General features: G+C 63.0%; 21 protein-coding genes, 1 tRNA gene and 1 pseudogene. 11 read left to right on the top strand and 12 right to left on the bottom strand.

Features of this window, described 5'->3' with window-relative positions; genetic code table 11:
• Nucleotides 1-414 precede the first annotated feature (414 nt).
• Entirely contained in the window at nucleotides 415-1332 is a 918-nt protein-coding gene (locus WBF69_RS01325; RefSeq protein WP_424260424.1) for an ATP adenylyltransferase family protein, read from the bottom strand.
• A gap of 161 nt (nucleotides 1333-1493) precedes the next feature.
• On the opposite strand from WBF69_RS01325, the gene WBF69_RS01320 reads away from it, so the two are divergent.
• On the top strand, nucleotides 1494-2012 hold the full coding sequence (locus WBF69_RS01320) for a hypothetical protein (RefSeq protein ID WP_424260422.1): 519 nt from the start codon (nucleotides 1494-1496) through the stop codon (nucleotides 2010-2012).
• An 88-nt stretch (nucleotides 2013-2100) separates the two neighbouring features.
• Here the strand turns inward: WBF69_RS01320 and WBF69_RS01315 are convergent.
• The 6 genes from WBF69_RS01315 to cysS form a co-directional block, all read right to left on the bottom strand.
• A tRNA-Ser gene (locus WBF69_RS01315) sits at nucleotides 2101-2193 on the bottom strand.
• A 31-nt stretch (nucleotides 2194-2224) separates the two neighbouring features.
• On the bottom strand, nucleotides 2225-3499 hold the full coding sequence (locus WBF69_RS01310; protein WP_424260448.1) for an aspartate kinase: 1275 nt from the start codon (nucleotides 3497-3499) through the stop codon (nucleotides 2225-2227).
• 57 nt (nucleotides 3500-3556) lie between these two features.
• Nucleotides 3557-4618, bottom strand: a complete 1062-nt coding sequence (tilS, locus tag WBF69_RS01305; RefSeq protein WP_424260420.1) for a tRNA lysidine(34) synthetase TilS — start codon at nucleotides 4616-4618, stop codon at nucleotides 3557-3559.
• A gap of 75 nt (nucleotides 4619-4693) precedes the next feature.
• Nucleotides 4694-5656, bottom strand: coding sequence for an acetyl-CoA carboxylase carboxyltransferase subunit alpha (locus WBF69_RS01300; protein ID WP_424260418.1), 963 nt, complete (start codon nucleotides 5654-5656; stop codon nucleotides 4694-4696).
• A 27-nt stretch (nucleotides 5657-5683) separates the two neighbouring features.
• Complete coding sequence (locus WBF69_RS01295; protein WP_424260446.1) at nucleotides 5684-6331, bottom strand: DNA-3-methyladenine glycosylase family protein; 648 nt, start codon at nucleotides 6329-6331, stop codon at nucleotides 5684-5686.
• A gap of 7 nt (nucleotides 6332-6338) precedes the next feature.
• The gene (cysS, locus tag WBF69_RS01290) at nucleotides 6339-7781 is read right to left on the bottom strand and encodes a cysteine--tRNA ligase (protein WP_424260416.1); all 1443 of its coding nucleotides are present in this window, start codon (nucleotides 7779-7781) and stop codon (nucleotides 6339-6341) included.
• A gap of 157 nt (nucleotides 7782-7938) precedes the next feature.
• On the opposite strand from cysS, the gene WBF69_RS01285 reads away from it, so the two are divergent.
• The 3 genes from WBF69_RS01285 (at nucleotide 7939) to WBF69_RS01275 (ending at nucleotide 10025) form a co-directional block, all read left to right on the top strand.
• On the top strand, nucleotides 7939-8586 hold the full coding sequence (locus tag WBF69_RS01285; protein WP_424260414.1) for a tetratricopeptide repeat protein: 648 nt from the start codon (nucleotides 7939-7941) through the stop codon (nucleotides 8584-8586).
• A 157-nt stretch (nucleotides 8587-8743) separates the two neighbouring features.
• Nucleotides 8744-9253 carry a peptidylprolyl isomerase gene (locus WBF69_RS01280; protein WP_424260444.1) on the top strand — a complete coding sequence of 170 codons (510 nt, stop codon included), beginning with the start codon at nucleotides 8744-8746 and terminating at the stop codon, nucleotides 9251-9253.
• Nucleotides 9246-10025 carry a UDP-2,3-diacylglucosamine diphosphatase gene (locus tag WBF69_RS01275; protein ID WP_424260413.1) on the top strand — a complete coding sequence of 260 codons (780 nt, stop codon included), beginning with the start codon at nucleotides 9246-9248 and terminating at the stop codon, nucleotides 10023-10025. The genes WBF69_RS01280 and WBF69_RS01275 overlap by 8 nt, the downstream gene beginning before the upstream one ends.
• Here WBF69_RS01275 and WBF69_RS01270 read toward each other — a convergent pair.
• Complete coding sequence (locus WBF69_RS01270; protein WP_424260442.1) at nucleotides 10017-11597, bottom strand: TerC family protein; 1581 nt, start codon at nucleotides 11595-11597, stop codon at nucleotides 10017-10019. The two genes, WBF69_RS01275 and WBF69_RS01270, sit on opposite strands and share 9 nt — an antisense overlap.
• A 12-nt stretch (nucleotides 11598-11609) precedes the next feature.
• On the bottom strand, nucleotides 11610-12389 hold the full coding sequence (locus WBF69_RS01265; protein WP_424260411.1) for an inositol monophosphatase family protein: 780 nt from the start codon (nucleotides 12387-12389) through the stop codon (nucleotides 11610-11612).
• Between the two features lie 40 nt (nucleotides 12390-12429).
• Between WBF69_RS01265 and WBF69_RS01260 the strand changes: the two genes are divergently transcribed.
• Together WBF69_RS01260 and cysE are read left to right on the top strand one after the other, a co-directional pair.
• Nucleotides 12430-13254 (top strand): RNA methyltransferase, encoded by an 825-nt coding sequence (locus WBF69_RS01260; RefSeq protein WP_424260409.1) that lies wholly within the window; start codon nucleotides 12430-12432, stop codon nucleotides 13252-13254.
• Between the two features lie 6 nt (nucleotides 13255-13260).
• Complete coding sequence (gene cysE, locus WBF69_RS01255; protein WP_424260440.1) at nucleotides 13261-14136, top strand: serine O-acetyltransferase; 876 nt, start codon at nucleotides 13261-13263, stop codon at nucleotides 14134-14136.
• On the opposite strand, the gene WBF69_RS01250 is transcribed toward cysE, so the two are convergent.
• From WBF69_RS01250 to WBF69_RS01240, 3 genes are all read right to left on the bottom strand, one after another.
• Entirely contained in the window at nucleotides 14133-14960 is an 828-nt protein-coding gene (locus tag WBF69_RS01250) for a mechanosensitive ion channel family protein (RefSeq protein ID WP_424260438.1), read from the bottom strand. The two genes, cysE and WBF69_RS01250, sit on opposite strands and share 4 nt — an antisense overlap.
• A gap of 226 nt (nucleotides 14961-15186) precedes the next feature.
• Nucleotides 15187-15534: a type II toxin-antitoxin system PemK/MazF family toxin gene (locus WBF69_RS01245; protein ID WP_424260407.1), complete on the bottom strand. Its 348-nt coding sequence runs from the start codon at nucleotides 15532-15534 to the stop codon at nucleotides 15187-15189.
• Nucleotides 15534-15779 carry an AbrB/MazE/SpoVT family DNA-binding domain-containing protein gene (locus WBF69_RS01240; RefSeq protein WP_424260405.1) on the bottom strand — a complete coding sequence of 82 codons (246 nt, stop codon included), beginning with the start codon at nucleotides 15777-15779 and terminating at the stop codon, nucleotides 15534-15536. Before WBF69_RS01240 ends, WBF69_RS01245 begins: the two co-directional genes overlap by 1 nt.
• A gap of 342 nt (nucleotides 15780-16121) precedes the next feature.
• Here WBF69_RS01240 and WBF69_RS01235 point away from each other — a divergent pair.
• The 5 genes and pseudogenes from WBF69_RS01235 to cysI all read left to right on the top strand — a co-directional run bounded on the left by WBF69_RS01235 (nucleotide 16122) and on the right by cysI (nucleotide 24648).
• A pseudogene (locus WBF69_RS01235) lies at nucleotides 16122-16432 on the top strand (HigA family addiction module antitoxin).
• Between the two features lie 634 nt (nucleotides 16433-17066).
• The gene (gene mutS / locus WBF69_RS01230) at nucleotides 17067-19655 is read left to right on the top strand and encodes a DNA mismatch repair protein MutS (protein WP_424260403.1); all 2589 of its coding nucleotides are present in this window, start codon (nucleotides 17067-17069) and stop codon (nucleotides 19653-19655) included.
• 90 nt (nucleotides 19656-19745) lie between these two features.
• Nucleotides 19746-20951 (top strand): JmjC domain-containing protein, encoded by a 1206-nt coding sequence (locus tag WBF69_RS01225; RefSeq protein ID WP_424260401.1) that lies wholly within the window; start codon nucleotides 19746-19748, stop codon nucleotides 20949-20951.
• A gap of 159 nt (nucleotides 20952-21110) precedes the next feature.
• On the top strand, nucleotides 21111-22916 hold the full coding sequence (locus WBF69_RS01220) for an assimilatory sulfite reductase (NADPH) flavoprotein subunit (RefSeq protein ID WP_424260399.1): 1806 nt from the start codon (nucleotides 21111-21113) through the stop codon (nucleotides 22914-22916).
• Between the two features lie 70 nt (nucleotides 22917-22986).
• A complete protein-coding gene (gene cysI, locus WBF69_RS01215; RefSeq protein ID WP_424260397.1) occupies nucleotides 22987-24648 on the top strand; it encodes an assimilatory sulfite reductase (NADPH) hemoprotein subunit in 1662 nt (553 codons plus the stop codon).
• Nucleotide 24649 lies beyond the last annotated feature (1 nt).

Here is a 24649-nt window from a genome sequence, read left to right as displayed (position 1 = left end):
CTCCTCTGAGACGCCAACCTGAATCGCATGGGAGCGTTTTGATCGCGTCCGGACGAACAATACGATTTGTATCGCCAGAAAAAACAGAATCAACTACACACGAACACGACGGAATGTGAGTCCTGAACGGCAAAAATCGAGAGAGCCATGCGTGCCCGGTGTAATACTGAAGCGGTCAAAAGACCACAACAACACCAGTGTCATCAAAACATCGGGAGCACCTGGGCGAGCGCCCATTGGCAAGTCGGAGCCACCGGCTTCCGGCCAGTGTTCTTGAAGCATGAACTTGCGTCTTATCTTTGAGTTATGTGTTGCAAATACCGTTGCATTGTACAAACTAGACATGCTTGTGACCAGTATTGACACCGATCAAAAACAAATAAATGAGGTTAACAATTGTTAAAACCTGGTTGACTACTGCGCAGGCAGCGCCACGCTGGCCAGAACCTGCAATGGTCCAGTATGACGAATAGCATCTATTTGCGCCACATTTCGTACATAAATAGTGCCGCCAAAAGACAAGGCATTGACCGACACCCCCTGGAAGTGTTCCTGGCTGCGCGGCAGCACCAACATCCAGTCATCCCCCACCAGCATGTTACAAGGCGGCAACAATCCGGCAGTGTCTACTTGCAAATCCAAGGCGGCGCATGCTTGACTAAACGCCCTCAACATGCTGTCGGCAGAGGCCCGCACATCCGCCCCCCGTCCTGCCGCAACGCGCACGAAACGATGTGCCAACGGCAGCGCCGGATGACGGGTCATCGTCCCCGGCGCCAGATCATCCGACATGCCCGCCCCCAGCGCCTGCAAGGATGCATTCTGGTCTGACGGGGGGATCCACTGCACGTGTTTATGCCGCTGGCTGGCGCCGGCGGCGGCGCCGCCGTTGTAGAAACCCAGGCCGCCTTCGGCGGACAGCACCGTCGCCAACGCTTGAAAATCAATGGCCTCCAGCGGCGAACATTGTTCCGCAAATTCACGCCGTGCCAGCACCAGATGGTGCAGACAGACGGGGAATTTATTCAGGATGGCGACATGGTGGTCGCCCACCGGACCGACCAACAGGGCGGGATCAGGATTCAGGAAAGGATTGAAGCTCGGGTCACGCGGCCCGCCCGGCAGCGTCGTGGCGGCGGATGCGCTGCCTGCACCCTGAGAGCCCGGTTTGCTTGCCGCGTCCTTGGCGGCCAACGCCGCCACCCAGCGCACAATGAAAGACAGCCCCTGATCCTGCAACACGACCTGCTCGGCCTGGATGGGCTGCAAATCCCCTGAAGCGATGGCCGCGTCGGTGCGGATGCGAACGGTCTGCATGAAGGTCGATACCACGATCCTCTCCTGGTCTGCGGGCAGGAAAGCTCGTGTCCTGCGCCATGCCGCCCCGTCCAGCCCCCTGCCGGCGGGTTCTGCGCTGATTGTAGGGTATTCGCGCCAGGGCGCTTTCGGGATATGCTGACTGCTGTGACCGTCATTCGCCGCCAGAGATCCGTATGCTGCATCGCCCCGTCTTTTTGATCGCCCTGACCGCGACCGCCAGCCTGCTGCTGGCCGGCTGCGCCAATATCAGCAAAACGCCGCCAGGCACGCCTCTAGCCCAGGTGACGGCGCAATTTGGCGCACCGACCCTGCAATGCACGGACCGCCAAGGACAAGCCCGCGCAATCTGGTCCCAGCAACCGTTCGGGCAATACGCCTGGGCGGCCAGCGTGGATCCCCAAGGCAAGGTCGGGCCGGTCCAGCCCATCCTGACGGATGAGCATTTCCAGGTGCTGAAACAAGGCGTCTGGACGGCAGATCAGGTGCGCTGCGAGTTCGGCCCGCCCGCTGTGATCGATTCAGCCGGCCTGCCCAATGTTCGCCAGGTTGTCTGGAGCTACCGCTACAAACAGGATCACGTCTGGAATTCGCTGATGTACGTCTTCATGGGCCGCGACGGCGATCAGGTGACGAAATTTCACCCAGGACCCGACCCGATGTACGAACACGACAACATGGTTCCCTGGTTTTGACGACAAGCCGGGGGCTTCCACCGACCCTTGTCAGCTATCGTGCGCAGAAAAAATAAAGCCCCGAACAATCTCGGGGCTTTATCAATGCTGGCGGAGACGGAGGGATTCGAACCCTCGATGCGGGTATAAGCCGCATGCTCCCTTAGCAGGGGAGTACCTTCAACCACTCGGCCACGTCTCCAGCAAGACCGGCATTCTAGCATAGGAATCCGTCAGGCTTCAGCCTCGACCTTGACCGGTTCCTGGTCCAGTTCGAAGGCCTTGTGCAAAGCGCGCACGGCCAGTTCCATGTATTTATCGTTGATCAGCACGGACGTCTTGATTTCAGACGTGCTGATCATCTGGATGTTGATGCCTTCTTCGGCCAGGGTGCGGAACATCAAGCTGGCCACACCGACATGGCTGCGCATGCCGATACCGACGATGGACACTTTCGCGACTTTGTCGTCGGACACCACGTCGCCCGCGCCGACGGTCGGGCCGACCTGGTTGGCCAGCAGGTCCAGGGTGCGCGCAAAGTCGTTGCGGTTCACCGTGAAGGAAAAGTCGGTCATGCCCTGCTGCGAGATGTTTTGCAGGATCATGTCGACGTCGATATTGGCAGCCGCCACCGGCCCCAGGATCGAATAGGCCACGCCCGGAGTGTCGGGGACATTGCGCAGGGTGACTTTGGCTTCGTCGCGGCTGAAGGCGATGCCGGAGACAACGGCGGATTCCATTTTGTGATCTTCCTCGAAAGTAATGAGCGTGCCCGAATGCATTTCCACCTCGACCGGAATCAGGGGATCGGTCAGAGACGACAGTACGCGCAGGGGCACCTGATATTTGCCGGCGAATTCCACGGAACGGATCTGCAGGACTTTAGACCCCAACGAGGCCATTTCCAGCATTTCCTCGAAGGAAATCACGTTCATGCGGCGGGCTTCCGGCACCACGCGCGGATCGGTGGTGTAGACGCCGTCGACGTCCGTGAAAATCAAACATTCATCGGCCTTCATGGCAGCGGCCACCGCCACGGCGGACGTGTCCGAACCGCCCCGCCCCAGCGTGGTGATGTGACCGTCATCGTCAATGCCCTGAAAGCCGGTGATGATGACCACCCGTCCGGCATCCAGATCGGCCCGCACCCTGGCGTCATCAATCGATTTGATGCGCGCCTTGGTGTAGGAACTGTCGGTGCGCACCGGCACCTGCCAGCCGGCGTAGCTGCGGGCAGCCACCCCCTGGCGCATCAAGGCGATGGCCAACAAGGCGCTGCTGGCCTGTTCGCCGGTCGCGGCCAGCATGTCCAATTCGCGCAGATCGGGCTGGGGAGAAATTTCCTTTGCCAGACCCAACAAGCGGTTGGTTTCCCCCGACATGGCCGAGGGCACGACCACGACCTGATGACCAGCGGCATGCCATTTGGCCACGCGCCGGGCGACGTTCTGAATGCGTTCGACGGAACCCATGGAGGTGCCGCCGTATTTCTGGACGATGAGCATGATGGATAGGCAGTGAAACGCTGCGAGAAACAAACCCCCGCAGGCAGGAAAACAAGCTGATTATTCTAACTGGGTTTTACGGATGTTTCCGTCAGGCAGGTCCGATACCAGCCGAACACGGCCTTTTTGCACCACGATCCAGTGTTTTTCGTGGCGCAGGCGCACTTGGCGGTCATGTCCCAGCGCATGGACCTCGCGCAATTGTTTCAGCCAGGCTTGCAAACGCGCCTCGGTCGGCATGCGCAGACCCTGTTCCCGCAACCAGAATCGCAGGGCCGGCGCCTGCCGCACGGCGGGCAGTTCCCTCCAGGCCGCCAGGGAAAAACTGGCGTCATCCCCAAAAAGGCCCAGCGTCAGCCAGTCCTGACGGGCGGCATCCTGCGCCCATAGGTCCAAATCCTGCGCCTGATGGGCATGCCGGGTCAAGGCCTGACGCCAGGCCGGCCAGTGCGCATCCAGCACAGGGGCCAAATCCTGACGCAGGGCGGCCCGCTTGTAGCGCGCATCCAGATTGCTGGGATCCTGCACCGCATGCCAGCCGCTCAAGGCCGCAAACCGGTCGGCAGCCTGCAAGATCCGATCCCTGGGCTGATCCAGCCAAGGCCGGCAATACGTCCGCCCCTGACGCTGCATCACTGGGGACATGGCGGCCAGACCCAATGGCCCGGCGCCGCGCAACAGCCGCAGCAAGACGGTTTCCGCCTGATCGTCCTGATGATGCGCCAGCAACACGCACCCCACGCCGGCATGATCCGCCAGCTCGTCCAGAGCGGCATAGCGCGCAGAACGGGCTGCCGCTTCCATGCCATCACCCTGGATGGCGACCTGCACACGCCGGCTATGACAGGACGCGCCCAGCAGGCCGGCCAGGCGATGCGCCTGCAACAGCCAGCCGTCCGCCGCCAGCTGCAGACCATGATGAATATGAAAGCAATGCAGGGGCTTGCCCGTACCGGCTACGACAACGGCGGCATGCAAGGCCAGCATGGCGGAATCCGCCCCGGCGCTCAGCGCCACCCCGATCCCGGCGTCGGCAGGCAGATCGCCCCATGCCCGACGCAGGGCGGACAACAGGCGATCATCGCAAGCGGCGCGCCACTGCCCGGCAGGATCAGCATTCATGGCGTGTCCCAGGGGATCGGGGCGCGAGCGGCGCGCGAATGCAATGCAGCATCACCGCATCAGGCCGGAAACCGGTCAGCGCGCTTCCTGGAAGCGCCCGTAGGCCTGGATGCGTTCCAGGCGACGGCGCAGCAGTTCTTCCGTATCCAGACCGGATAGCTCGCGTAGCGCATCGGCCAGGGCGCGATGCAATTGGCGGGCCATGGTGTCCGGGTCGCGATGGGCGCCGCCGACCGGTTCGTTGACCACGCGGTCGATCAAACCCAGGTCCTTCAGGCGCGGCGCCGTGATGGCCAGGGCTTCTGCAGCGGTGGCCGCCTTGTCGGCGCTACGCCACAGAATGGAGGCGCAGCCTTCGGGGGAGATCACCGCATAGGTGGCGTACTGCAACATCATGACGGTATCGCCCACGGCAATCGCCAGCGCGCCGCCCGACCCGCCCTCGCCGATGATGGTGACGATGATGGGCACTTTCAAACCCGCCATGGCGAACAGATTGTGGCCGATGGCTTCGGACTGGCCGCGCTCTTCGGCGCCCACGCCCGGATAGGCGCCCGGCGTGTCGACAAAGGTAAAGACAGGCAGGCGGAATTTCTCGGCCAGACGCATCAGACGCAGGGCCTTGCGATAGCCTTCGGGCAGCGGCATGCCGAAATTGCGCATGGCGCGCTCTTTGGTGTCGCGGCCTTTCTGGTGGCCGATCACCATGCAAGGCGTGCCGTTGAACCGCGCCAGCCCGCCGATGATGGACTGATCATCCGCGTACATGCGGTCGCCATGCAGTTCGTGGAAATCGGTGAACAGGGCCTGCACATAATCCATCGTGTAAGGCCGCTGCGGATGGCGGGCCACCAGCGCGGTCTGCCACGGGGTCAGCTTGGCATAGATGCTTTTGGCCAGCGACTGACTTTTCTGCTGCAGACGCCCGACTTCTTCGGAGATATCCACTGCGGAGTCCGTCTGCACGTAGCGCAGTTCTTCGATTTTCTGCTCTAGTTCGGCCAGGGGCTGTTCGAATTCAAGAAAGGTATTTCGCATGGGAACGGGATTTCCAGAATGGAAAAATCAATATTCGACGGCAGCGGCATCCATGCTGCGCCATAAGTGCCAGCTGGCGACTGTGCGCCACGGCGCCCAGGCCTGCGCGACTTCGCGGGCCTCGAAACGCGACACAGGTTCGCCGCTGAAGTAATGATGAGAAATGGCCTTGAGCAAGGCCGTGTCGTCCAAGGGCAGCACATCGGGGCGGCCCAGGAAGAAAATCAAGAACATTTCTGCCGACCAGCGCCCCACCCCGCGGATGTCGCATAGCTGCGTCATGACCGCAGCGTCATCCTGCGCCTGCCACCAGTCCGGGTCCAGGCGATCGCCCTGTTTGAAGTACTGGGCGGCATCACGGACGTACTGGGCTTTGCGCAAAGACAGGCCCATCGCCCGCAGATCGGATTCGGAATGCGCCAGAATGCAGTCCGGATTCAGGTCCTGGCCGCAAGCCTGCGCCAGTTGATGCCATAGTTTGCGCCCCAGCGCGAGAGAAACCTGCTGACCCACGATGATCCGGATCAGGGTCTCATACGGGCCCTGGTGCGCCTGAATGCATTCTTGGCGGTACAGCGGAATCAATTTGCGCAAGATGCGGTCGCGCTGCATGAGATCCTGGCAGGCTTGCGTCCAGTAGACGGGGCGCTGAATCCGGGATTCGGGATAAGACATATCCATGTTATACCCGCCGCCATTGCGTTGCGCCGCCCGCCGCATCGGCGAGTTCCACACCCTGCGCGCGCAAATCGGCACGAATCTGATCGGCAAGCGCAAAGTCGCGCGCGGCCTTGGCCTGGGCGCGCTGGGTAATCAGGGCCTCGATGGCCTGCGCCGACAACTGGGCCGCCTGCGCCGCCCCGGCCAGAAACCGGGTGGACGATTGCAGATAGGTCTGCGGATCAGCCTGCAGCAGGCCCAACACGCCACCCAGCGCGCGCAACAGGCCGCTGGCCTGGGCATCGGCATCGCGATTGGCCTGATTGGCCAGGTCGAACAGCACCGCCACAGCGCCCGCCGTATTGAAATCATCATCCATGGCCTGGCGAAAGGCCTGCGCCTGGGGCGATTGCCAATCGATCGTCACAGACGCCGGCGGCACATTGGCCAGCGCCTGGTACAGGCGGTCCAGCGCATGCTGGGCATCCTGCAGATTGTCGGGCGTGTAGTTCTGCACGCTGCGGTAGTGGCTGCGCACCAGGAAAAACCGCAGCATTTCCGATTCGCGGGGATTGGCCGTGTAGTTGGCGGCATCATCGGCCACCGCGTTGCCCACCGTATCGCGGATGCGACGGAAATTGCCCAGAGATTTGGACATCTTGTCGTCATCGACCATCATCGGCCCGCAGTGCATCCAGGTGGTCGCCAGCGTGCCGCCGAAAGCGCCCTCGCTTTGGGCGATTTCGTTTTCGTGGTGGGGAAATTTCAGATCTGGTCCGCCACCGTGGATATCGAGCGGCATGCCCAGCAGGCTGCGGCTCATGGCCGAACATTCGATGTGCCAGCCCGGACGCCCCGGCCCATAGGGAGAATCCCAGCGGGTGTCGGCAGGCTCATCGGGCTTGGCCGATTTCCACAGCACGAAATCCAGCGGGTCCTGTTTGCCGGCGGACACGGCAATCCGTTCGCCCGCCCGCAGATCATCCAACGATTTGCCGGATAATTTGCCGTAGCCGGGAAATTTGCGCACGGAAAAATTGACGTCGCCATCGCCGCCCTGATAGGCCAAGCCTTTTTCCTGCAGCACGCCGATGATGTCGAGCATGCCGGCCACGTGTTCAGTGGCGCGGGGTTCGTCATCCGGGGCCTGCACATTCAGCGCGCGTTCGTCGGCGTGCATGGCGGCGATGAAGAATTCGGTCAGCGTGCTGATCGGCACCCCGCGCTCGACGGCGCGGCGGATGATCTTGTCGTCGATGTCGGTGATGTTGCGCACGTAGCGCACCTGATAGCCGGACGCGCGCAGCCAGCGCTGCACCACGTCGAAGCTGACCAGCATGCGTGCATGGCCCAGGTGACAAAAATCATAGACCGTCATGCCGCAGACATACATCCGCACCACCCCGGATTCCGCTGTCTTGAACGGGGTTTTCTGGCGCGAAAGGGTGTTATAAATGTGCAGCATAGTGGTCTGATAAGGGTCAAGCCACCCCGGCGCGCCAGGCTCGCTGGCGACGCGATGGGATGTAAAATGAGCTGCTAAGTATACCGTCCCCTGGCCTCATCTCTGAAACCCCTCTCATTAGGCGCTACGTGTTGTGATCCGTTTTTTTCTAATTCTCGTGACTGTGTGCGCCGGCCTGACTGCGGGGCCGGCTCATGGCGCATCCCCTGATACTAACGCGTCCGCGACGACGATCCAAGACCTGACCTTCGATCCGGCCACCGGGGAATTCACCCAGGCGGAAACGCCCGACGGCGGCTGGCAAGCCTTTGCCGACCTGCTGCAGAAAGTCACCCCATCGGTCAATACCGGGATTCCCCTGACGCCCTCGCAGGTGACGACGCACATCGCCGCCCTGATCGACGGCGGTCACGCCCAGGACGCGCTGGACCTGATCCAAAAGCGCGAATCCGCGCGCGCCGCCGATGCCCCCATCGGCGCGGACGTCCAGCTGGAATACCAAAAAGCCCGCGCCCTGGCGGCACTGGGCCGGCATGACCAGGCCCAGAGCCTGTGGCGTTCCATGACTGAAAACTACCCCGAACTGCCCGAACCCTGGAATGCCCTGGCTATCGAACACGTCCGCCAGGGCCAGTTGCAGCTGGCCCTCAATGCCCTGAACATGGCCCTGGCATCGGACCCGTCATTCGCCCCCGCCCTGGAAAACCGGGGCCACGTGCAGATGGCGCTCGCCCAGGAATCCTTTGCCAAGGCGCGTGCCGCACAAGGCCAGCCTTCCGCCGCGCCGGCACCGGCGTCCAACTGACTTCTTCATTTCCGCGTACCATTTCATGTCCCATCCATTGTCATTTCCACGCATCCTGACCGGGATGCGCGTCCTCAGCCTGGGCTGCGCCCTGATCCTGGCCCCTGGCCTGTCTAGCGCCCAGACCAACCCTACCCCCTCTACCCAAGGCACATCCATGAGCACAAATCCGCACGTCAAGCTGCACACCAACAAGGGCGACATGCTGATCGAGCTGGACGCCGAAAAGGCTCCCAAAACGGTCGAAAACTTCCTGCGCTATGTCCAGGAAGGCTTCTACAACGGCACGGTTTTTCACCGCGTCATCAACAACTTCATGATTCAAGGCGGCGGCTTTGAAGCCGGCATGAAACAGAAGCAAACTCATGCCCCCGTCGAAAACGAAGCCAACAACGGCCTGAAGAACGATCGCTACACGCTGGCCATGGCCCGCACGTCCGACCCGCATTCGGCCACCGCGCAGTTCTTCATCAACGTGTCGGACAACGACTTCCTGAACTTCACCGCCCCCACGTCCAACGGCTGGGGCTACGCTGTCTTTGGCCGCGTCATCGAAGGGACCGAAGTCGTCGACGAGATCAAAAAGGTCAAGACCGGCAGCAAAGGCTTTCACCAGGACGTCCCCGTCGAGGACGTGATCATCGAAAGCGCGACGCTGGTTGAATAAGGCGGCGCTGCCTGGCGATCTCTGGATCGCCTCGGACATCCACCTGGGCGCAGCCGTTCCCCAGACGGCTCGCGCCTTTTATGATTTTCTGGCGCAAGCCCGCACCCAGGCGCAAGCCCTGATCCTGTGCGGGGATATTTTCGATGCCTGGATCGGCGACGATCACGCCCTGCGCCAGCCACCCGCCTGGCTGGATACCGCGTTGCGCGAACTGCGCCTGACCGCGCACACCATCCCCGTCTGGCTGGTCCAGGGCAATCGCGATTTCCTGATGGGCGATGCCTTGGCGCAATCGCTGGGTGCGCGCCTGATCGCAGCCCCTGTCCTGCTGAACACAGATGCCGGCCCCATTCTGCTGGCGCACGGCGATGAGTATTGCACGGACGACCTGACCTACCAACGCTTCCGGCGCATCGTGCGCACCCCCTGGATTCAGTCCGTCTTTCTGGCTCTGCCGCTACCGCTGCGGCGCGGCATCGCCGACTGGGCGCGATCCCGCAGCCGTCAGGCCCAGCAGGGCAAGCCGCAGCGGATCATGGACGTCAATGCCGACGCGATCACGCAGGCGCTGCGAACGGCGGGCTGCGACGTGCTGATACACGGACACACGCACCGGCCTGCGGTGCATACGCTGGATATGGATGGCCGCCGCGCGCAGCGATACGTACTGCCCGATTGGGAATACGACCATGCCCAGCCGTCCCGTGGCGGCTGGATTTCGATTTCGGCGACTGACGGGGTGCGCCTGCACCCCTGGCCCGCTTCAGCCTAAGACCTCGACATCCGGTTCCGCGCCCGGCAAGGGCAAACGTTCGATCTGCACGGCGGCGATCCGGCGGCCTTCCAACGCGGCGACCGTGAAGCGAAACCCATCATAGTCATGCACCAGCTCGCACTGGTCGCCGACCTCGGGCAGACGCCCGAAACGGCTGAGCAGATAACCGGCGAGGGTGGAGTATTCCTCGTCATCACCCACCAGGCCGTCGGTGTGCAGGATCTGTTCCAGGTGATGCAGGTCGGCTGCGCCATCCACCCGCCAGCGGCCATGCCCCTGATCGATGATGTCCGGGGCCTCGTCCTCGTCGGGGAATTCGCCGGCGATGGCTTCGAAGATATCGATGGGCGTCACCACACCGACGATAGAGCCGAATTCATCGGCCACCAGCACCAGCAAGCCATGGGCGCGTTTGAGCGTTTCCATCAGCTGCAGGATCTGGATGGTCTCGTGCACGATGATCGGCTCGCGCAAGCGGGTTTCGCGGATATGGCCGTGTTCCAGCAAATCCAGCAGCAGTTCCTTGGCCCTGCCCACCCCCGCGACTTCGTCCAGCGTGCCCCGGCACACCGGGAAAAAGCTGTGGGGTTCCCGGATCAACTGTTCACGCAGTTCTTCGGGAGACGATTCCAGATTGATCCAGGAGACGTCCGTGCGCGGGGTCATGACCGAATGCACATTGCGGTCGCTGAGCGTGAGTACGCCGCTGACCATATTGCGTTCCTCGTCGACAAAGGCCTGCAACGGCTGGGTGGTGGCCTGATCGAATTCAGGTTCCGGGCCGACCAAGGGCTTGCGCCCCAACATCAGCAGCACCGTTTCAGCCGTGCGTTCGCGCAGGGGCCGCCGCATTTCCGCCCGGCGCACATTGCGCTTGGCCCACTGATTCAGGGCCTCGATCAGGACGGAGAACATGATGGCGGCATACAGATAGCCCTTGGGCACCGCGAATTTGAACCCGTCTGCGACCAGCGAAAAGCCGATGGTCAACAAGAAGCCCAGGCACAAGATGACGACGGTCTGATGCGCATTGACGAAGGCGGTGAGCGGCTTGGACGCCACCAGCATGATGCCCATGGCGATGATCACCGCCGCCATCATGATCGCCAGATGATCCACCATCCCGACGGCGGTGATCACGGAATCGATGGAGAACACCGCATCCAGAATGACGATCTGGGTGACGATCACCCCGAAACCGGCATGGATGCGCGACCCGGTGGCATGCTGCGTGCGCCCCTCGATGCGGTCATGCAGCTCGAAGGTGCCTTTGAAGAGCAGAAAAAACCCGCCGACGATCAGGATCAGATCGCGCCCGGAAAATCCCATGTCTCCCAGGTGAAACAAAGGAGTGGTCAGCTTGACCAGATGGGACATCAGGGTCAGCAGCAACAGCCGCATGATCAGCGCCAGGCTCAGGCCCAGGACCCTGGCCCGATCGCGTTCTTTGTGGGGAAGCTTGTCGACCAAAATGGCGATAAAGACCAGATTGTCGATGCCCAGGACGATTTCCAGGACTATCAGGGTGAACAAGCCCACCCAGGCTGCCGGATCCAGCAACCATTCCATCATGTTTCCTTATCAGGCCTGCAAGCGGGTCAACATCTGTGTGAAGATCTTGGGGGCAGCCGCCAGCACGTTGCCGGACGCCAGCCAGCCCTGTTCCCCCTGGAAATCCGCCACCAGACCGCCGGATTCCAGGATGAGCAGGTTGCCTGCAGCCATATCCCAGGGTTTCAGGCCGACGCCGCAAAAGCCGTCCAGCCGCCCGCTGGCGACCCAGGCCAGATCCAGCACCGTGGAACCCGTGCGCCGAGCGGCAGCGCAATCAGAGAGCAGCGGCATGTAAGGCGAGCCTGCCGGCAGCGCGGTGGATTGGGGGATGTGCGAGGCCAGCAAAGCCTCGTGGTAGCGCAGGCACGATGACACCCGCACCCGGCGATCATTCAGGAAAGCGCCGCTGCCGCGGCTGGCCGTAAACATTTCATTGCGCGACGGATCGTAGACCACCGCATGCACTGCCTGCCCATTGTGCAGCAGCGCGATGGACACCGCGTAGTGCTGAAAACCGTGGATGAAATTGGTGGTGCCGTCCAGGGGGTCGATCACCCAGCGGAATTCGGGTTCGGCGCCGCCAGCCCCGGCATGCGCGCCGGATTCCTCGCCCAGAAAACCATGTTCGGGATACGCTGTGCGTAAAATGTCGATAATGGATTCCTCGGCAGCGCGATCGACCTCGGTCACGTAGTCTTTGGGGCCTTTACGCGCTACGTTGAGGCGTTCGAGGTCCAGACTGGCGCGGTTGATGATGGCGCCTGCGCGGCGCGCCGCCTTGATGGCGGTGTTAAGCATCGGATGCATAGGTTTCCAAAGATCACAGGTAACAAGTACTCCATTTTAGATGACTCTACCAATTTCCTCCGATTCGGCGCTTCGCGAGCAGGATATCTTTGCGCGAACCTGCTTCATCATGGTCAGCCCCAGCCATCCTGGCAACGTCGGATCGGCGGCGCGGGCCATCAAGACGATGGGCTTTCACGACCTGCGCCTGGTCGCCCCGGGCGACCCCGACATCCTGCGCCACCCGGACGCTCAGGCGCTGGCCAGCGGCGCGGGCGACGTACTGGAACATGCCCGCATCCACGACAGCCTGGCCGAGGCCCTGGGTGCGACCACCCTGGCTTTTGCCCTGACCGCCAGGGCGCGGGCGCTAGGCCCCCCGCCCTGCGACATCCGCGAAGCCGCAACGCAGTCGGCTGCCGAACTGACACGCGCCGAATCCCGGATCGCGATCGTGGTGGGCACGGAACGATCCGGTCTGTCCAACGACGACATCATGCTGTGTCAGCAGGTTTGCCACATACCGGCCAATCCGGTCTATAGTTCCCTGAACGTGTCGCAGGCGCTGCAACTGGCAGCCTGGGAAATGCGCTACGCGCTGCTGCCGCTGACCCATCAGGCCCGCCTGCCCGAGACCCACGGGCGCCACGACGCCGGCGCGGATCTGGCCGGCAGCGACCGTGTCCAGGCCCTGCTGGATCATTTCGAACAGGCGCTGATCGCGATCGAATTCCTGGACCCGCAGCACCCCAAAAAATTGGCGCCGCGCATGCGCCAGATGTGGACACGCTCCCGCCTGAGCACCGACGAAGTGGACATGCTGCGCGGCCTGTGCACCGCCATGATCCGCACAGCCCGACTAGCCCACCCCCAGGATCCTGCCTGAATCATGATGTTTGAACAGCTACGCGAAGAACTCGCCTGCATCCACGAACGCGATCCGGCCGCCCGCAGCCGCTTCGAGATCCTGACCTGTTATCCCGGCCTGCATGCCATCCTGATCCACCGCGTGGCGCACGGCCTGTGGCGGCGCAATTGGTACTGGGCGGGGCGTTTCATCTCGCATCTGGGACGCATGCTGACGGGCATTGAAATCCACCCGGGCGCGGTGATCGGGCGGCGCGTGTTCATCGATCACGGCTTTGGCGTGGTGATCGGAGAAACCGCCGAAATCGGCGATGACTGCACGATCTACCAAGGCGTCACCCTGGGCGGCACCCGCCTGTACAAAGGCGAGAAACGCCACCCTACTCTGGAAACCGGCGTCGTGGTCGGCGCCGGCGCGCAAATCCTGGGCGGATTCACCGTCGGCGCCCACGCCCGTATCGGGTCCAACGCCGTGGTGATCAAGCCTGTCCCCGCCGGCGCGACCGCAGTGGGCAATCCGGCCCGCATCATCCTGCCCCAGGACCACAAAGCAGATGATGCCGCCGACGCAGAACCCGCATCAAGCCCGGCGGCCCCAGACGACCTGCCCTGCCAATCCGACTGGACCGCACGGCCTCTGCAGGAACTCCTGCAGCGCAGCCGGCCGGTCGACGACAGCAGCCCTGCCAAGGCCGATCCAGCGGACAACTTCGCCGCCTATGGCGTGGGCCGCACGGACGACGATCCCCTGGTCAAGGTGCTGCACGAACTGATCAATCACACCGCGCAGCAGGACAAACGTATTCACCGTCTGTGCCAGGCCATGGAAGACCTGGGCCAGCGGGTCGAAAACGGTCAGCGCCCGCTGGATGTAGAACGCCTGAACCGGATGGTGGATTAAGCCGCATCCGCTGTGGTGCGCACCTCGCGCAGCGGAATCGGGCTGCGCATGCCCGCATCCCGCAGCGCCTGCGGCGCCCGGCGCTGCAAATCGAACCGGACGTCCCAGTATTTGTCCGACAGCGTCCACACCCGGATATTCAGCATCACCGTGCTGTCCCGGTATTCCATCACCATGACTTCCGGCACGGGGTCCTTGAGCACATCCGCATGCTGATCCACCAGCCGCCGCAAGGTCGCCAGGGCGGATTCCAGATCATCGTCGTGGCGCACCCCCAGCATCACGTCCAAGCGGCGAGTCTGGTTGCGGCTGTAGTTGACGATGGGATTGCCCCAGACCAGGGAATTGGGCAGCAGCAGATGAATGCCATCGGCCTGGACCAGCCGCGTCATGAACAGACCGATCTCATCGACCGTGCCTGAGCCCTTGCCTTCCACCGAGACGAATTCGCCCGCCCGCACCGGGCGCAGCAGCAGCAACATGATGCCAGCAGCGAAATTCTGCAAAGTCCCCTGCAAGGCCAGGCCGATGGCCAGAGCGGAAGCGCCCAGCATCGCCACCAGGCTGGCCGTCTGCACGCCCAGGCGGGCCAGCACCGCCAGCAGCACGACCGTACGCACGGACCAGACGGTCACACTGCGCAGAATCGGGACGACGGTGAGATCAATGCGCGATGAATGATCGGCCAGGCGGCGCACCAGGCGGCCCAGCAAATTGGAGATCATCCAGCCGATGATCAGGATGAGCAGCGTGGCAGCCAGATGCACAGCGGCGTCTTGAAAGTCAGGCATGGATGCCCAGAAGGTTCGGAATTGTTCCATGATGTAGGCCGTTTTCTTATGGATGAGCGTCGGGGAATTTTACCGTGCCGGAGTTGTCCACGAGGACTGTGGACAAGCTCATGGATAAGCCCAGGGTTATCCATGAATCTTCTATCTGATCAAAGACTTGCATGCACCGCATAAAAATTGGCCAGTGTGATGCGTTTGAGCCGGCTGCCGCAGCAGCTCTAAGGGGGGGGCAAAGGAAGAGACGGTCGCCCAGACCTTGTCACTCAAACAAAATGGCTTCGATTCTGGCCAAGACTTCATCAACGATGAACTGCGGTACGGCTTCCTTGAGGTGCACTTTGCGGGCGCGCCAATCCAGCGACTTCAACTGATGACAGTGAACAGCACCCTGGGTATCCGTGCCCGCCCCAATCAACGTGACCACCGTGCCGTAGGTTCTGGCCGCTGCGGCAGCCCCCTGCGATATCGGGCAAATCATCGCCAACCCTTGCTGGTTGAAGACTTTGCCACTCAGCACAAGACCGAAGTGCGGCCCTTGCATCTCTCGGCCTGAGGATGGGTCGAAATCCAGATGCACGATATCGCCACGATTGGGCACGTACGCCATTAACCGTTCTCCAGCCCAACGGCAGGCATTTTCTCCCAGCCCTCGGCACGAGGCAGCCCTTCGGGCATTTCTGCCATCAAGTCGGCCAGCCTATAGTGCGGTCGGCTAGGTGCCTCGACAGTCATTTTCTTTCCCTGAAGATGAAGCTCAACCTGAGAACCGTCGATCAGGCTGTTCTGATCAACAAATACCTTGGGGACGGTCATTACAAGCGAGCCGCCCGCCTTGCGTAGAGTTTGAAGCATGGACGCCTCCTGTTTACGTTTACCCAAAACTCGATAAGTTCTATTTTAGTAGAACAGCAAGTTCTACTCAAGTAGGACAATTTTGACATTAGGAGGGATTGGTGTGACACAGGAGATGGCAGTTATAGTGTTAGGCAAACAAGCGAGTGGGGTGATGCCATGGTAATTGTCGTTTGAAGATGGACGATCGAACGGGATGGCACGGCATTCGCATCAACGCTCAATAGCGTATCTGCTTTATATGGACCGACAAGGGTCCTGAGAAAGTCGAAATCGTGGACTATCACTAACTCTGCTACTCCTATCAGCAAGCTTGGCATTTGAGCGTTCAAGGACGACACCATGATCAAAAACGGCATGCGGCCAGTACACCCCGGCGAGGTTTTGCGCGAGGACTACCTGAAACCCCTCCACATGAGTGCCAATGCCCTGGCGCGCCATCTTCTTGTACCCCTTCCCGCATCAATGACATCTTGCTCGAACGGCGCGGCATCACGGCTGATACGGCCTTGCGGCTCAGCCACTATTTCGGCGGTGATGCGCAGTCCTGGCTAAATCTTCAAACGGCGTTCGACCTGCGCACTGCTGAACTGAATCCTCAATTACAGACTGTGCTGGAAACGTTACAACCCATTGAATCTTTGCCCACATAGATAGCTTCCCATCACTTCTCCACCGTAAACCCCAACACCGAGTACCAGCGCCAGCCTGACTGGCTGGCACCCGGGTACGAGTGAACTTCAAAGCAAATTGCTCCAGGGACATCCCTTGGGCCTCGGCCTGCTCAATCATGTTTCGGCCCGGATCACGATCTCCCCAATGGCTCACACCACCGCCATTGATCACTGCATCAGGCACATCATGGCGCTGGCTCGTCTCTATCGAAACATACAGTTCCTTAAATTTCTGCTCTCCGTCTTCCACTCTAGCTGCTACCTATCCGTCTCGATTGATACGGCCCTTCGACGTGTCGACGCAAGCAGGACTCACCAGGATCGCACTGGCAATCACACTCAGGATGCGGTCAGCGCGCGGTGCGTGCGCTGGCTGTTCTCGAAGCCAGGCGAGTGCCGCAATCAGATCAAACTATTCCTCGCCATTCAGGTTGGCCCTTGCACGCGCGGCGCGCGGGCATATCCAGGGCAAGATCGTGCCCACCGTGAAGTAGGATGAGTTCAGCGCTCCAGACGATGTGCCGAGTGTCGCCACTGCAACGACAACTGCGATCCTCCTCCATGAACGATAATACCCCCTGCCCCCTCAATCCACACAGACCGATCCCCTAGCATGACCACCCCAGATCTCTCCGGCCACACCCCCATGATGCAGCAGTATTTGACGTTGAAAGCCCAGGCGGGCTCGCATCTGCTGTTCTATCGCATGGGGGATTTCTACGAGATGTTCTATGACGACGCGGAACGCGGGGCGCGGTTGCTGAACCTGACGCTGACCAAACGCGGCACGTCCAACGGCACACCGATTCCGATGGCGGGGGTGCCGCATCACGCGATGGAAGGCTATCTGGCGCGGCTGGTGGCGCTGGGCGAATCCATTGCGATTTGCGAACAAGTGGGGGATCCGGCGGCCAGCAAAGGGCCGGTGGAACGCAAGATCGTGCGAGTGGTCACGCCCGGCACCTTGACGGACGAGGCCCTGCTGCCCGCTCGCGAAGACCGCGTGATCGCGGCATGGGCGGCGAGCCGCCGCCAGGGCAAAGACCAGATCGGTCTGGCCTGGATGAATCTGGCCAACGGCGAATTCAAGACCTGCGAATGCACGCCGGAACTGCTGGATACGGAACTGGGGCGCATCGCCCCGGTCGAGCTGGTCTGCGCGGAACAGGCGGATACCCAGGCGCTGGAATCATCCGGCCTGGACACCACCATCAGCCGGGTGCCGGACTGGCACTTCGACACCGATGGTGCGCGCGATACGCTGCTGCGGCATTTCGGGGTGGCCGACGTGGGGGCGTTCGGTCTGGACCACCTGCCGCTGGCGATGTGCGCCGCCGGCGCTCTGCTGCGCTATGTGGGCGCCACGCAATCACAGACGCTCAGCCACGTCCATAGTCTGGCCGTGGATGCCGGCGGCGACTATGTGGTGCTGGACCCGGCGACGCGGCGCAATCTGGAAATCACCGAACCGCTGAACGGCGGCGAGGGACCGACATTGTTCAGCACGCTGGATCATGCCCGCACGCCGATGGGCAGCCGCCAACTGCGCCGCTGGCTGCAGGCGCCGCTGCGCCACAACCCGCAGGCGCAGGCGCGCCAAGACGCGATCACGCAGATGCTGGCTGCCCCAGACCAAGCGCTGCATGGCCTGCGCGACGGCTTGCGCGCCCTGCCCGATCTGGAACGCATGGCGACCCGGCTGGCGATGGGGACGATCCGTCCGCGCGAACTGGCCAGTCTGCGCGATGCGCTGGGGACGCTGCCCCCCCTGGCCGCCCAGGCGCTGGACAGCTTCCAGGCAGACGGGCTGCTGGCCCAAAGCCTGCAGGCCGTCCCGGTAGATGCAGCGCTGGCAGATCTGCTGACCCAGGCCATTGCGTCCGAACCGGCGCTGATGATCCGCGACGGCGGCGTCATCGCCGATGGCTACGACACGGAACTGGACACGCTGCGCCAGCTGGCCGGGGACAACGGCGCGTTCCTGATGGAAATCGAAACCCGCGAACGCGAACGCACCGGCATCGCCAATCTGCGGGTGGAATACAACCGGGTGCACGGTTTTTTCATCGAGGTCACGCGCGGCCAGGCGGGCAAAGTCCCCGACGACTACCGACGCCGCCAGACGCTGAAGAACGCCGAACGCTACATCACGCCGGAACTCAAAGCCTGGGAAGACAAGGTCCTGTCGGCCCGCGAGCGCGGCCTGGCCCGCGAAAAAATGCTGTTCGAACAGATGCTGGAACAGGCCGCCCACTACGCGGCGGCACTGGCCGCCAGCGCGGCGGCACTGGCCCGCATCGACGCGCTGGCGGCGCTGGCGCACCATGCCCGCCACCACGGCTGGACCGCCCCCGAACTGTGCGAGGACGTATGCCTAGACATCGAGGCTGGCCGCCACCCGGTGGTCGAGCACAGCATCGAGACCTTCACGCCCAACGACTGCCGCATGCACGAGGAACGCCGCATGCTGCTGATCACCGGGCCGAACATGGGCGGGAAATCCACCTATATGCGCCAGGTGGCGTTGATTGCGCTGCTGGCTCGCCTGGGCAGCTATGTGCCGGCCAGTCACGCGCGCATCGGCCCGCTCGATCGCATTTTCACGCGCATCGGGGCAGGCGACGATCTGGCAGGCGGACGTTCGACTTTCATGATGGAAATGATGGAAGCCGGCGTCATCCTGGCGGCTGCGACCCCGCACAGCCTGGTGCTGATGGACGAGATCGGGCGTGGAACATCCACCTACGACGGGCTGGCGCTGGCCTGGGCCATCGCCTACCGGCTGCTGACGCATAACCGGGCGCTGACGCTGTTTGCCACGCACTATTTCGAAATCACCCGGTTGCCGGAAAAAACGCACGGGGTATTGAACGTGCATCTGGCTGCCGCCGACGCGCCCGACGGGGTGGTCTTCCTGCACGAAGTGCGCCCCGGCCCGGCCAGCCAGAGCTACGGCCTGCACGTGGCGCAGCGCGCCGGCATCCCGCCAGTGGTGATCCGCCACGCCCGCAAGGAACTGGCCGAACTGGAAGCCCGCAACCGGGCGGATTCGCAGTTGTCGCTGTTTATCCAGCAGGTCGAGGAAGAAGAAGCGGACCCGGACGCTCCACTGAAAGCCGCTTTGAAGGCGCTGGAACCCGACCAGCTCAGCCCCCGCGAAGCGCTGGAATTGATCTATCAGCTGCGCCGCGACTTTCTTTGATTTTCAACGGTCTGCCCCTACACTGACCCCATCCGATTTCTCTGTGGCGGCGCGTGCTCGCCGCCATAGATTCTGCCAGGAGACCGCACCATGTCTCGCGCCTACCCCACCCCCGACATCGACCAGCCCACCTCCCTGCTGGGCGGCCTGACGCCCCGCGAATTCATGCGCGACTACTGGCAGAAAAAACCGCTGCTGATCCGCCAGGCCATTCCCGGATTTCAGCCATCGATCACGATCCGCGACGTGCAGACCCTGGCCCGGCGCGAGGAAGTCGAATCCCGTCTGATCACTCACGGCGACAAAGGCTGGTCCTTGAAACACGGACCGTTTCGCGGCTTTCCCCCGGCGTCTCAACCCAACTGGACGCTGCTGGTGCAGGGCGTGGACCTGCACGACGACGAATCCGCCGCCTTGCTGCGGCAATTCCGCTTCATTTCCGATGCGCGACTGGACGACCTGATGATCAGCATCGCCACCGATGGCGGTGGCGTGGGGCCGCACGTCGACAGCTACGACGTGTTCCTGCTGCAGGGCCGGGGGCGGCGGCGCTGGCGGACCGGCAATCAGGAAGACCGCAGCCTGGTCCCGGGCTTGCCCCTGAAGATCCTGGCCGATTTTCAGCCGGATGCCGACGATATCCTGGAACCCGGCGATATGCTGTACCTGCCGCCGCATGTCTGTCATGACGGCGTGGCGGTCGGCAACGGCTGCATGACGCTGTCCATCGGCTTTCGCGTGCCCAACCAGGCGACGCTGGCACGGGGCCTGCTGGAATCGGCAGCCGACCAACTGTCGGCGCAGCACCTGGGCGATCCGGGCCTGTACGGGCACCCTTGCCTGCCGGGACCCGATCTATCCGCCCTGTATACCGACGCCGATACACCGGCCACCCGGCAGCCGGCGGCGCTGCCGGACCGGTTGATTCAGGCCACGCTGGACACACTGCGGCGCATCCGCCTGGACGAGGCCGTCGCCGCCCGCTTCCTGGGCCAATGGCTGACGAACCTGCCCGACAGCGCTTTGTTCGATCCGCAAGACAAGCCGGTTTCCCTGGCGACTGCGGTCCCCGACACCGGTCGTTTGGCGCTGGACCGCTGCACCCGCCTGATGTACAGCGGACCGCAGTTGTTCATCAATGGCGAGGTCGCCGAACTGGCGTGCGAGCCAGCGCTGGCCGCCCTGGCGGATCAGCGCAGCCTGCCTGCCGCGGATCTGCAAGCACTCAGCCCTGACACCCTGGCGCTGCTGGACGAATGGCTGCAGGAAGGCTGGGCGCACTGGGAAGATACCTGACACGCACGCTGCCGGCAGACCAGTCGCCCCTGGACCCGGCGGACCCTGGCCTTTCCCTCATTTACTTATATCCGCATAAAAACATAAGCATCTGATCGTTCCCGACATGACCGAAGCGTCCCAGAATGGACGCTTCTTTCGTTTCGACAAGGCCACGCCATGCTCGCGCCGAACTATCTGCCCGATGCCCATCACTCACTGATCGCCGAACTGGCGGACACGCTCGAATCCAACAGCCTGCATTGGCTGTCGGGTTATTTCGCCGGGGTTGCCCAGGCTCGCCAGCCGGCGCGAGAAGCCGCCCCGCCCCTGACGGTGGCGGCGGCGCCCGCACCGGACGCCGCCCTGCGGCTGACCATTCTGTACGGCAGCCAGACCGGCAATGCCAAGCGCATCGCGACGCAGCTGCATGATCAGATCCAGGCCCAGGGGCTGACGGCGCGTCTGGTACGGGCCGATCAATACAAAACCAAGGAACTGAAAGACGAACAGCTGCTGTACATCGTCATGAGCACCCAGGGAGACGGCGATCCGCCCGACGACTCGATCGCCTGGGTCGAGTTCCTGCTGGGCAAACGGGCGCCGAAACTGCCGAAACTGAAATACGCCGTCCTGGGGCTGGGGGATTCCAGCTACCCGTCTTTCTGCGGAATTTCACAGAAGATCGACACCCGGCTGGCTGAATTGGGCGCCCAGCGCCTGCAAGACGCCGGCGCTGCCGATCTGGACATCGAGACCGTTGCCGGCCCCTGGCAGTCCCGGGCGCTGGAACAAGCCAGCCAGGCGCTGAAAGCCGGCGCGCCCGGCGCGGCCCAGGCTACGGTCACGCCGCTGCGCCCCCAAGCCGAAAAATTTACCCGAGACCATCCTTTTCAGGCGGAAGTGCTGCTGAACCAGCCGATCACCGGGCGCGACAGCGACAAGGACATCCGCCACCTGGAACTGTCGCTGGAAGGCAGCAAACTGAACTACGAACCCGGCGATGCGCTGGGCGTCTGGCCGGTGCAGGACGACACCCTGGTCGCCCGCGTGCTGGAGGCCACCGGCCTGAACGCCGCCGAAACCGTGGATCATCAAGGCGTCCAACGCCCCTTGGGAGAATGGCTGGGCCGCTATCGCGAGCTGACCGTCCTGACCCGCCCCTTCCTGACCGCGCTGGCCGAACGCGCCGCCCAGGCCGAACTGACGACGCTGCTGCAGCCTGAATCCCGGGATGCGCTGTCGGCCTATATGGCGCGCCACCAACTGATCGACGCGGTACGCGCCTGGCCGGTGCGCTGGACCGCGCAGGATCTGGTCGCCGCCCTGCGCCCGCTGGCGCCGCGACTGTATTCCATCGCCTCCTGCGCCACCACGGCGGAAGACGAAGTCCACCTGACGCTGGCGCACGTCGCCTTTGAACACGAAGCGGAGTCCCGCTGGGGCGTGGCCTCGCATTTCCTGGCCGAACGCGCCGAAGGCGACACGGTGCCGATCTTCATCGAGGAAAACACGCGTTTTCGTCTGCCGACCGACCCCGCCCGCGACATCATCATGATCGGCGCCGGCACCGGTGTCGCCCCCTTTCGCGCCTTTGTCCAGGCGCGGGCGGACGCCGACGCATCAGGCCGCAACTGGCTGTTCTTCGGCAACCCCCATTTCACCAGCGACTTCCTGTATCAGACCGAATGGCAGCAGGCGCTGAAGGACGGCCAGCTGGACCGCATCGATCTGGCCTTTTCCCGCGACCAGGCCGACAAGATCTACGTGCAGCACCGGCTGCTGGAACGCGGCGCCGATGTCTACGACTGGATCCAGGCCGGCGCGCATGTCTATGTCTGCGGGGACGCAGACCATATGGCCCGCGACGTGCAGGCCGCCTTGCTGGACATCGCCCGCGATCAGGGCGGCCTCAGCGAAGAAGGCGCCCGGCAATGGCTGGACGAACTGTCGGCCCAGGGCCGCTACGCACGGGACGTGTACTGAACCGCCCGCCCTCTGACGACCTGCAGGGCCGCCGGCCCTCAGGCCCCCTTTTTGACATGAAGCATCGAAGATGAGCATTTCCCCCCTCTCTCCCCTGGAAAACATCAAGACCGGCAGCCGGTTCCTGCGCGGCACGATCGCCCAGGAATTGAACAACCCGGTCACGGGCGCCATTCCGGAATCCGATACCAAACTGCTGAAGTTCCACGGCAGCTACATGCAGGACGATCGCGACATTCGCGACGAACGGCGCAAACAGAAACTGGAGCCTGCCTATGACTTCATGGTGCGGGCCCGGCTGCCGGGCGGCGTCATCCCGCCGCAGCAATGGCTGGCGCTGGACGCGCTGGCGCAGCAATACGCCACCCGGGGTCTGCGCATCACCACGCGCCAGACCTTCCAATGGCACGGCATCCTGAAACGCAATCTGCGAGCCTTCATGCAGGGCATCCATGACGCCCGCGCAACGACGATTGCCGCCTGCGGCGACGTCAACCGCCAGGTGATCAGCTCGGTCAATCCGCACCTGTCCAGCCAGCACGCCCTGATTCAGGAATGGGTGCTGCGTCTGTCCAATCACTTCCTGCCCCGCACCACGGCTTACGCGGAAATCTGGCTGGGCGGCGAGCAGGTGGGCGAGGCCGGGGACGAGGAACCCATCTACGGCAACAATTCCGCCTACCTGCCGCGCAAGTTCAAGATCGGCGTCGCGATCCCGCCGACCAACGACTGCGACGTGTTCGCCAACGATCTGGGCCTGGTCGCCATCATCGAGAACGGCGCATTGCAAGGCTTTAACGTCGCAGTCGGCGGTGGCATGGGCGCTACGGCGGGCGATCCCAGCACGTATCCTCGCCTGGGGTCGCTGGTGGGTTTCGTCGCACCGGACGATCTGATCGCCGTCGCCGAAGCGGTCGTCACCCTGCAGCGCGACCACGGCAACCGCCAGGAACGCCAGCACGCGCGCCTGAAATACACGGTGGACCGCCTGGGCGTGGCCTGGTTTCGCGAACAGATCCAGATCCGCAGCGGTCGCACGCTGCAAGACGCCCGCCCCTATCAGTTCGAGCGCAACGGCGATCGCTACGGCTGGTCACGCGGCGAGGATGGCCGCTGGCATTTGGGCCTGTATATCGCCTCTGGCCGCTTGTGGGACCGGGATGGGCTGCGCCTGCAAACCGGCATGCGCGAGATCGCCAAAATCCTGACGGGTGAATTCCGCCTGACCTGCAATCAGAACCTGGTGATCGCCAATGTGGACGACGCCGACCGCGCCGCCATCGACGCGCTGGTGCAGGAATACGGTCTGGACGGCTACAAGGAGCAAAGCGGTATCCGCCGCCACCACATCGCCTGCGTGGCCTTGCCCACCTGTGGCCTGGCGATGGCCGAGAGCGAGCGCTATGCCCCTGTGCTGCTGCCCAAACTGGAAGCCCTGTTGGACAAGTACGGCCTGCGCGACGAACCGATTCTGCTGCGCCTGTCGGGCTGCCCGAACGGCTGCTCGCGCCCGTACCTGGGTGAAATCGCCCTGGTCGGGCGGGCGCTGGGCCGCTACGACCTGCGGCTGGGGGCCGATTTCGTCGGCGAACGGATGAACAGCCTGTATCGGGAAAACATCGACGAACACGAAATCCTGGGCAGCCTGGACGCCCTGTTCGGCGACTACGCCCAACGACGTCAGCCGCAGGAAGCCTTTGGCAATTTCCTGGTGCGTACCGGAATCGTGTGAC

Origin of the sequence: Castellaniella sp. (genome assembly GCF_049673105.1) — a bacterium.
Lineage (GTDB): Bacteria > Pseudomonadota > Gammaproteobacteria > Burkholderiales > Burkholderiaceae_B > Castellaniella.
Note: the sequence above shows the minus strand (reverse complement) of the source record. Positions and strands in the feature narration are given on the sequence as shown.

Excerpts from the sequence above, each read along its gene's own strand:
- WBF69_RS01320 (WP_424260422.1), top strand. The coding sequence starts at position 1,494 with ATGCTGCATCGCCCCGTCTTTTTGATCGCCCTGACCGCGACCGCCAGC.
- tilS (WP_424260420.1), bottom strand. The coding sequence starts at position 4,618 with ATGAATGCTGATCCTGCCGGGCAGTGGCGCGCCGCTTGCGATGATCGC.
- WBF69_RS01300 (WP_424260418.1), bottom strand. The coding sequence starts at position 5,656 with ATGCGAAATACCTTTCTTGAATTCGAACAGCCCCTGGCCGAACTAGAG.
- WBF69_RS01295 (WP_424260446.1), bottom strand. The coding sequence starts at position 6,331 with ATGTCTTATCCCGAATCCCGGATTCAGCGCCCCGTCTACTGGACGCAA.
- cysS (WP_424260416.1), bottom strand. The coding sequence starts at position 7,781 with ATGCTGCACATTTATAACACCCTTTCGCGCCAGAAAACCCCGTTCAAG.
- WBF69_RS01280 (WP_424260444.1), top strand. The coding sequence starts at position 8,744 with ATGAGCACAAATCCGCACGTCAAGCTGCACACCAACAAGGGCGACATG.
- WBF69_RS01270 (WP_424260442.1), bottom strand. The coding sequence starts at position 11,597 with ATGGAATGGTTGCTGGATCCGGCAGCCTGGGTGGGCTTGTTCACCCTG.
- WBF69_RS01265 (WP_424260411.1), bottom strand. The coding sequence starts at position 12,389 with ATGCATCCGATGCTTAACACCGCCATCAAGGCGGCGCGCCGCGCAGGC.
- WBF69_RS01260 (WP_424260409.1), top strand. The coding sequence starts at position 12,430 with ATGACTCTACCAATTTCCTCCGATTCGGCGCTTCGCGAGCAGGATATC.
- cysE (WP_424260440.1), top strand. The coding sequence starts at position 13,261 with ATGTTTGAACAGCTACGCGAAGAACTCGCCTGCATCCACGAACGCGAT.
- WBF69_RS01245 (WP_424260407.1), bottom strand. The coding sequence starts at position 15,534 with ATGGCGTACGTGCCCAATCGTGGCGATATCGTGCATCTGGATTTCGAC.
- WBF69_RS01240 (WP_424260405.1), bottom strand. The coding sequence starts at position 15,779 with ATGCTTCAAACTCTACGCAAGGCGGGCGGCTCGCTTGTAATGACCGTC.
- mutS (WP_424260403.1), top strand. The coding sequence starts at position 17,067 with ATGACCACCCCAGATCTCTCCGGCCACACCCCCATGATGCAGCAGTAT.
- WBF69_RS01225 (WP_424260401.1), top strand. The coding sequence starts at position 19,746 with ATGTCTCGCGCCTACCCCACCCCCGACATCGACCAGCCCACCTCCCTG.
- WBF69_RS01220 (WP_424260399.1), top strand. The coding sequence starts at position 21,111 with ATGCTCGCGCCGAACTATCTGCCCGATGCCCATCACTCACTGATCGCC.
- cysI (WP_424260397.1), top strand. The coding sequence starts at position 22,987 with ATGAGCATTTCCCCCCTCTCTCCCCTGGAAAACATCAAGACCGGCAGC.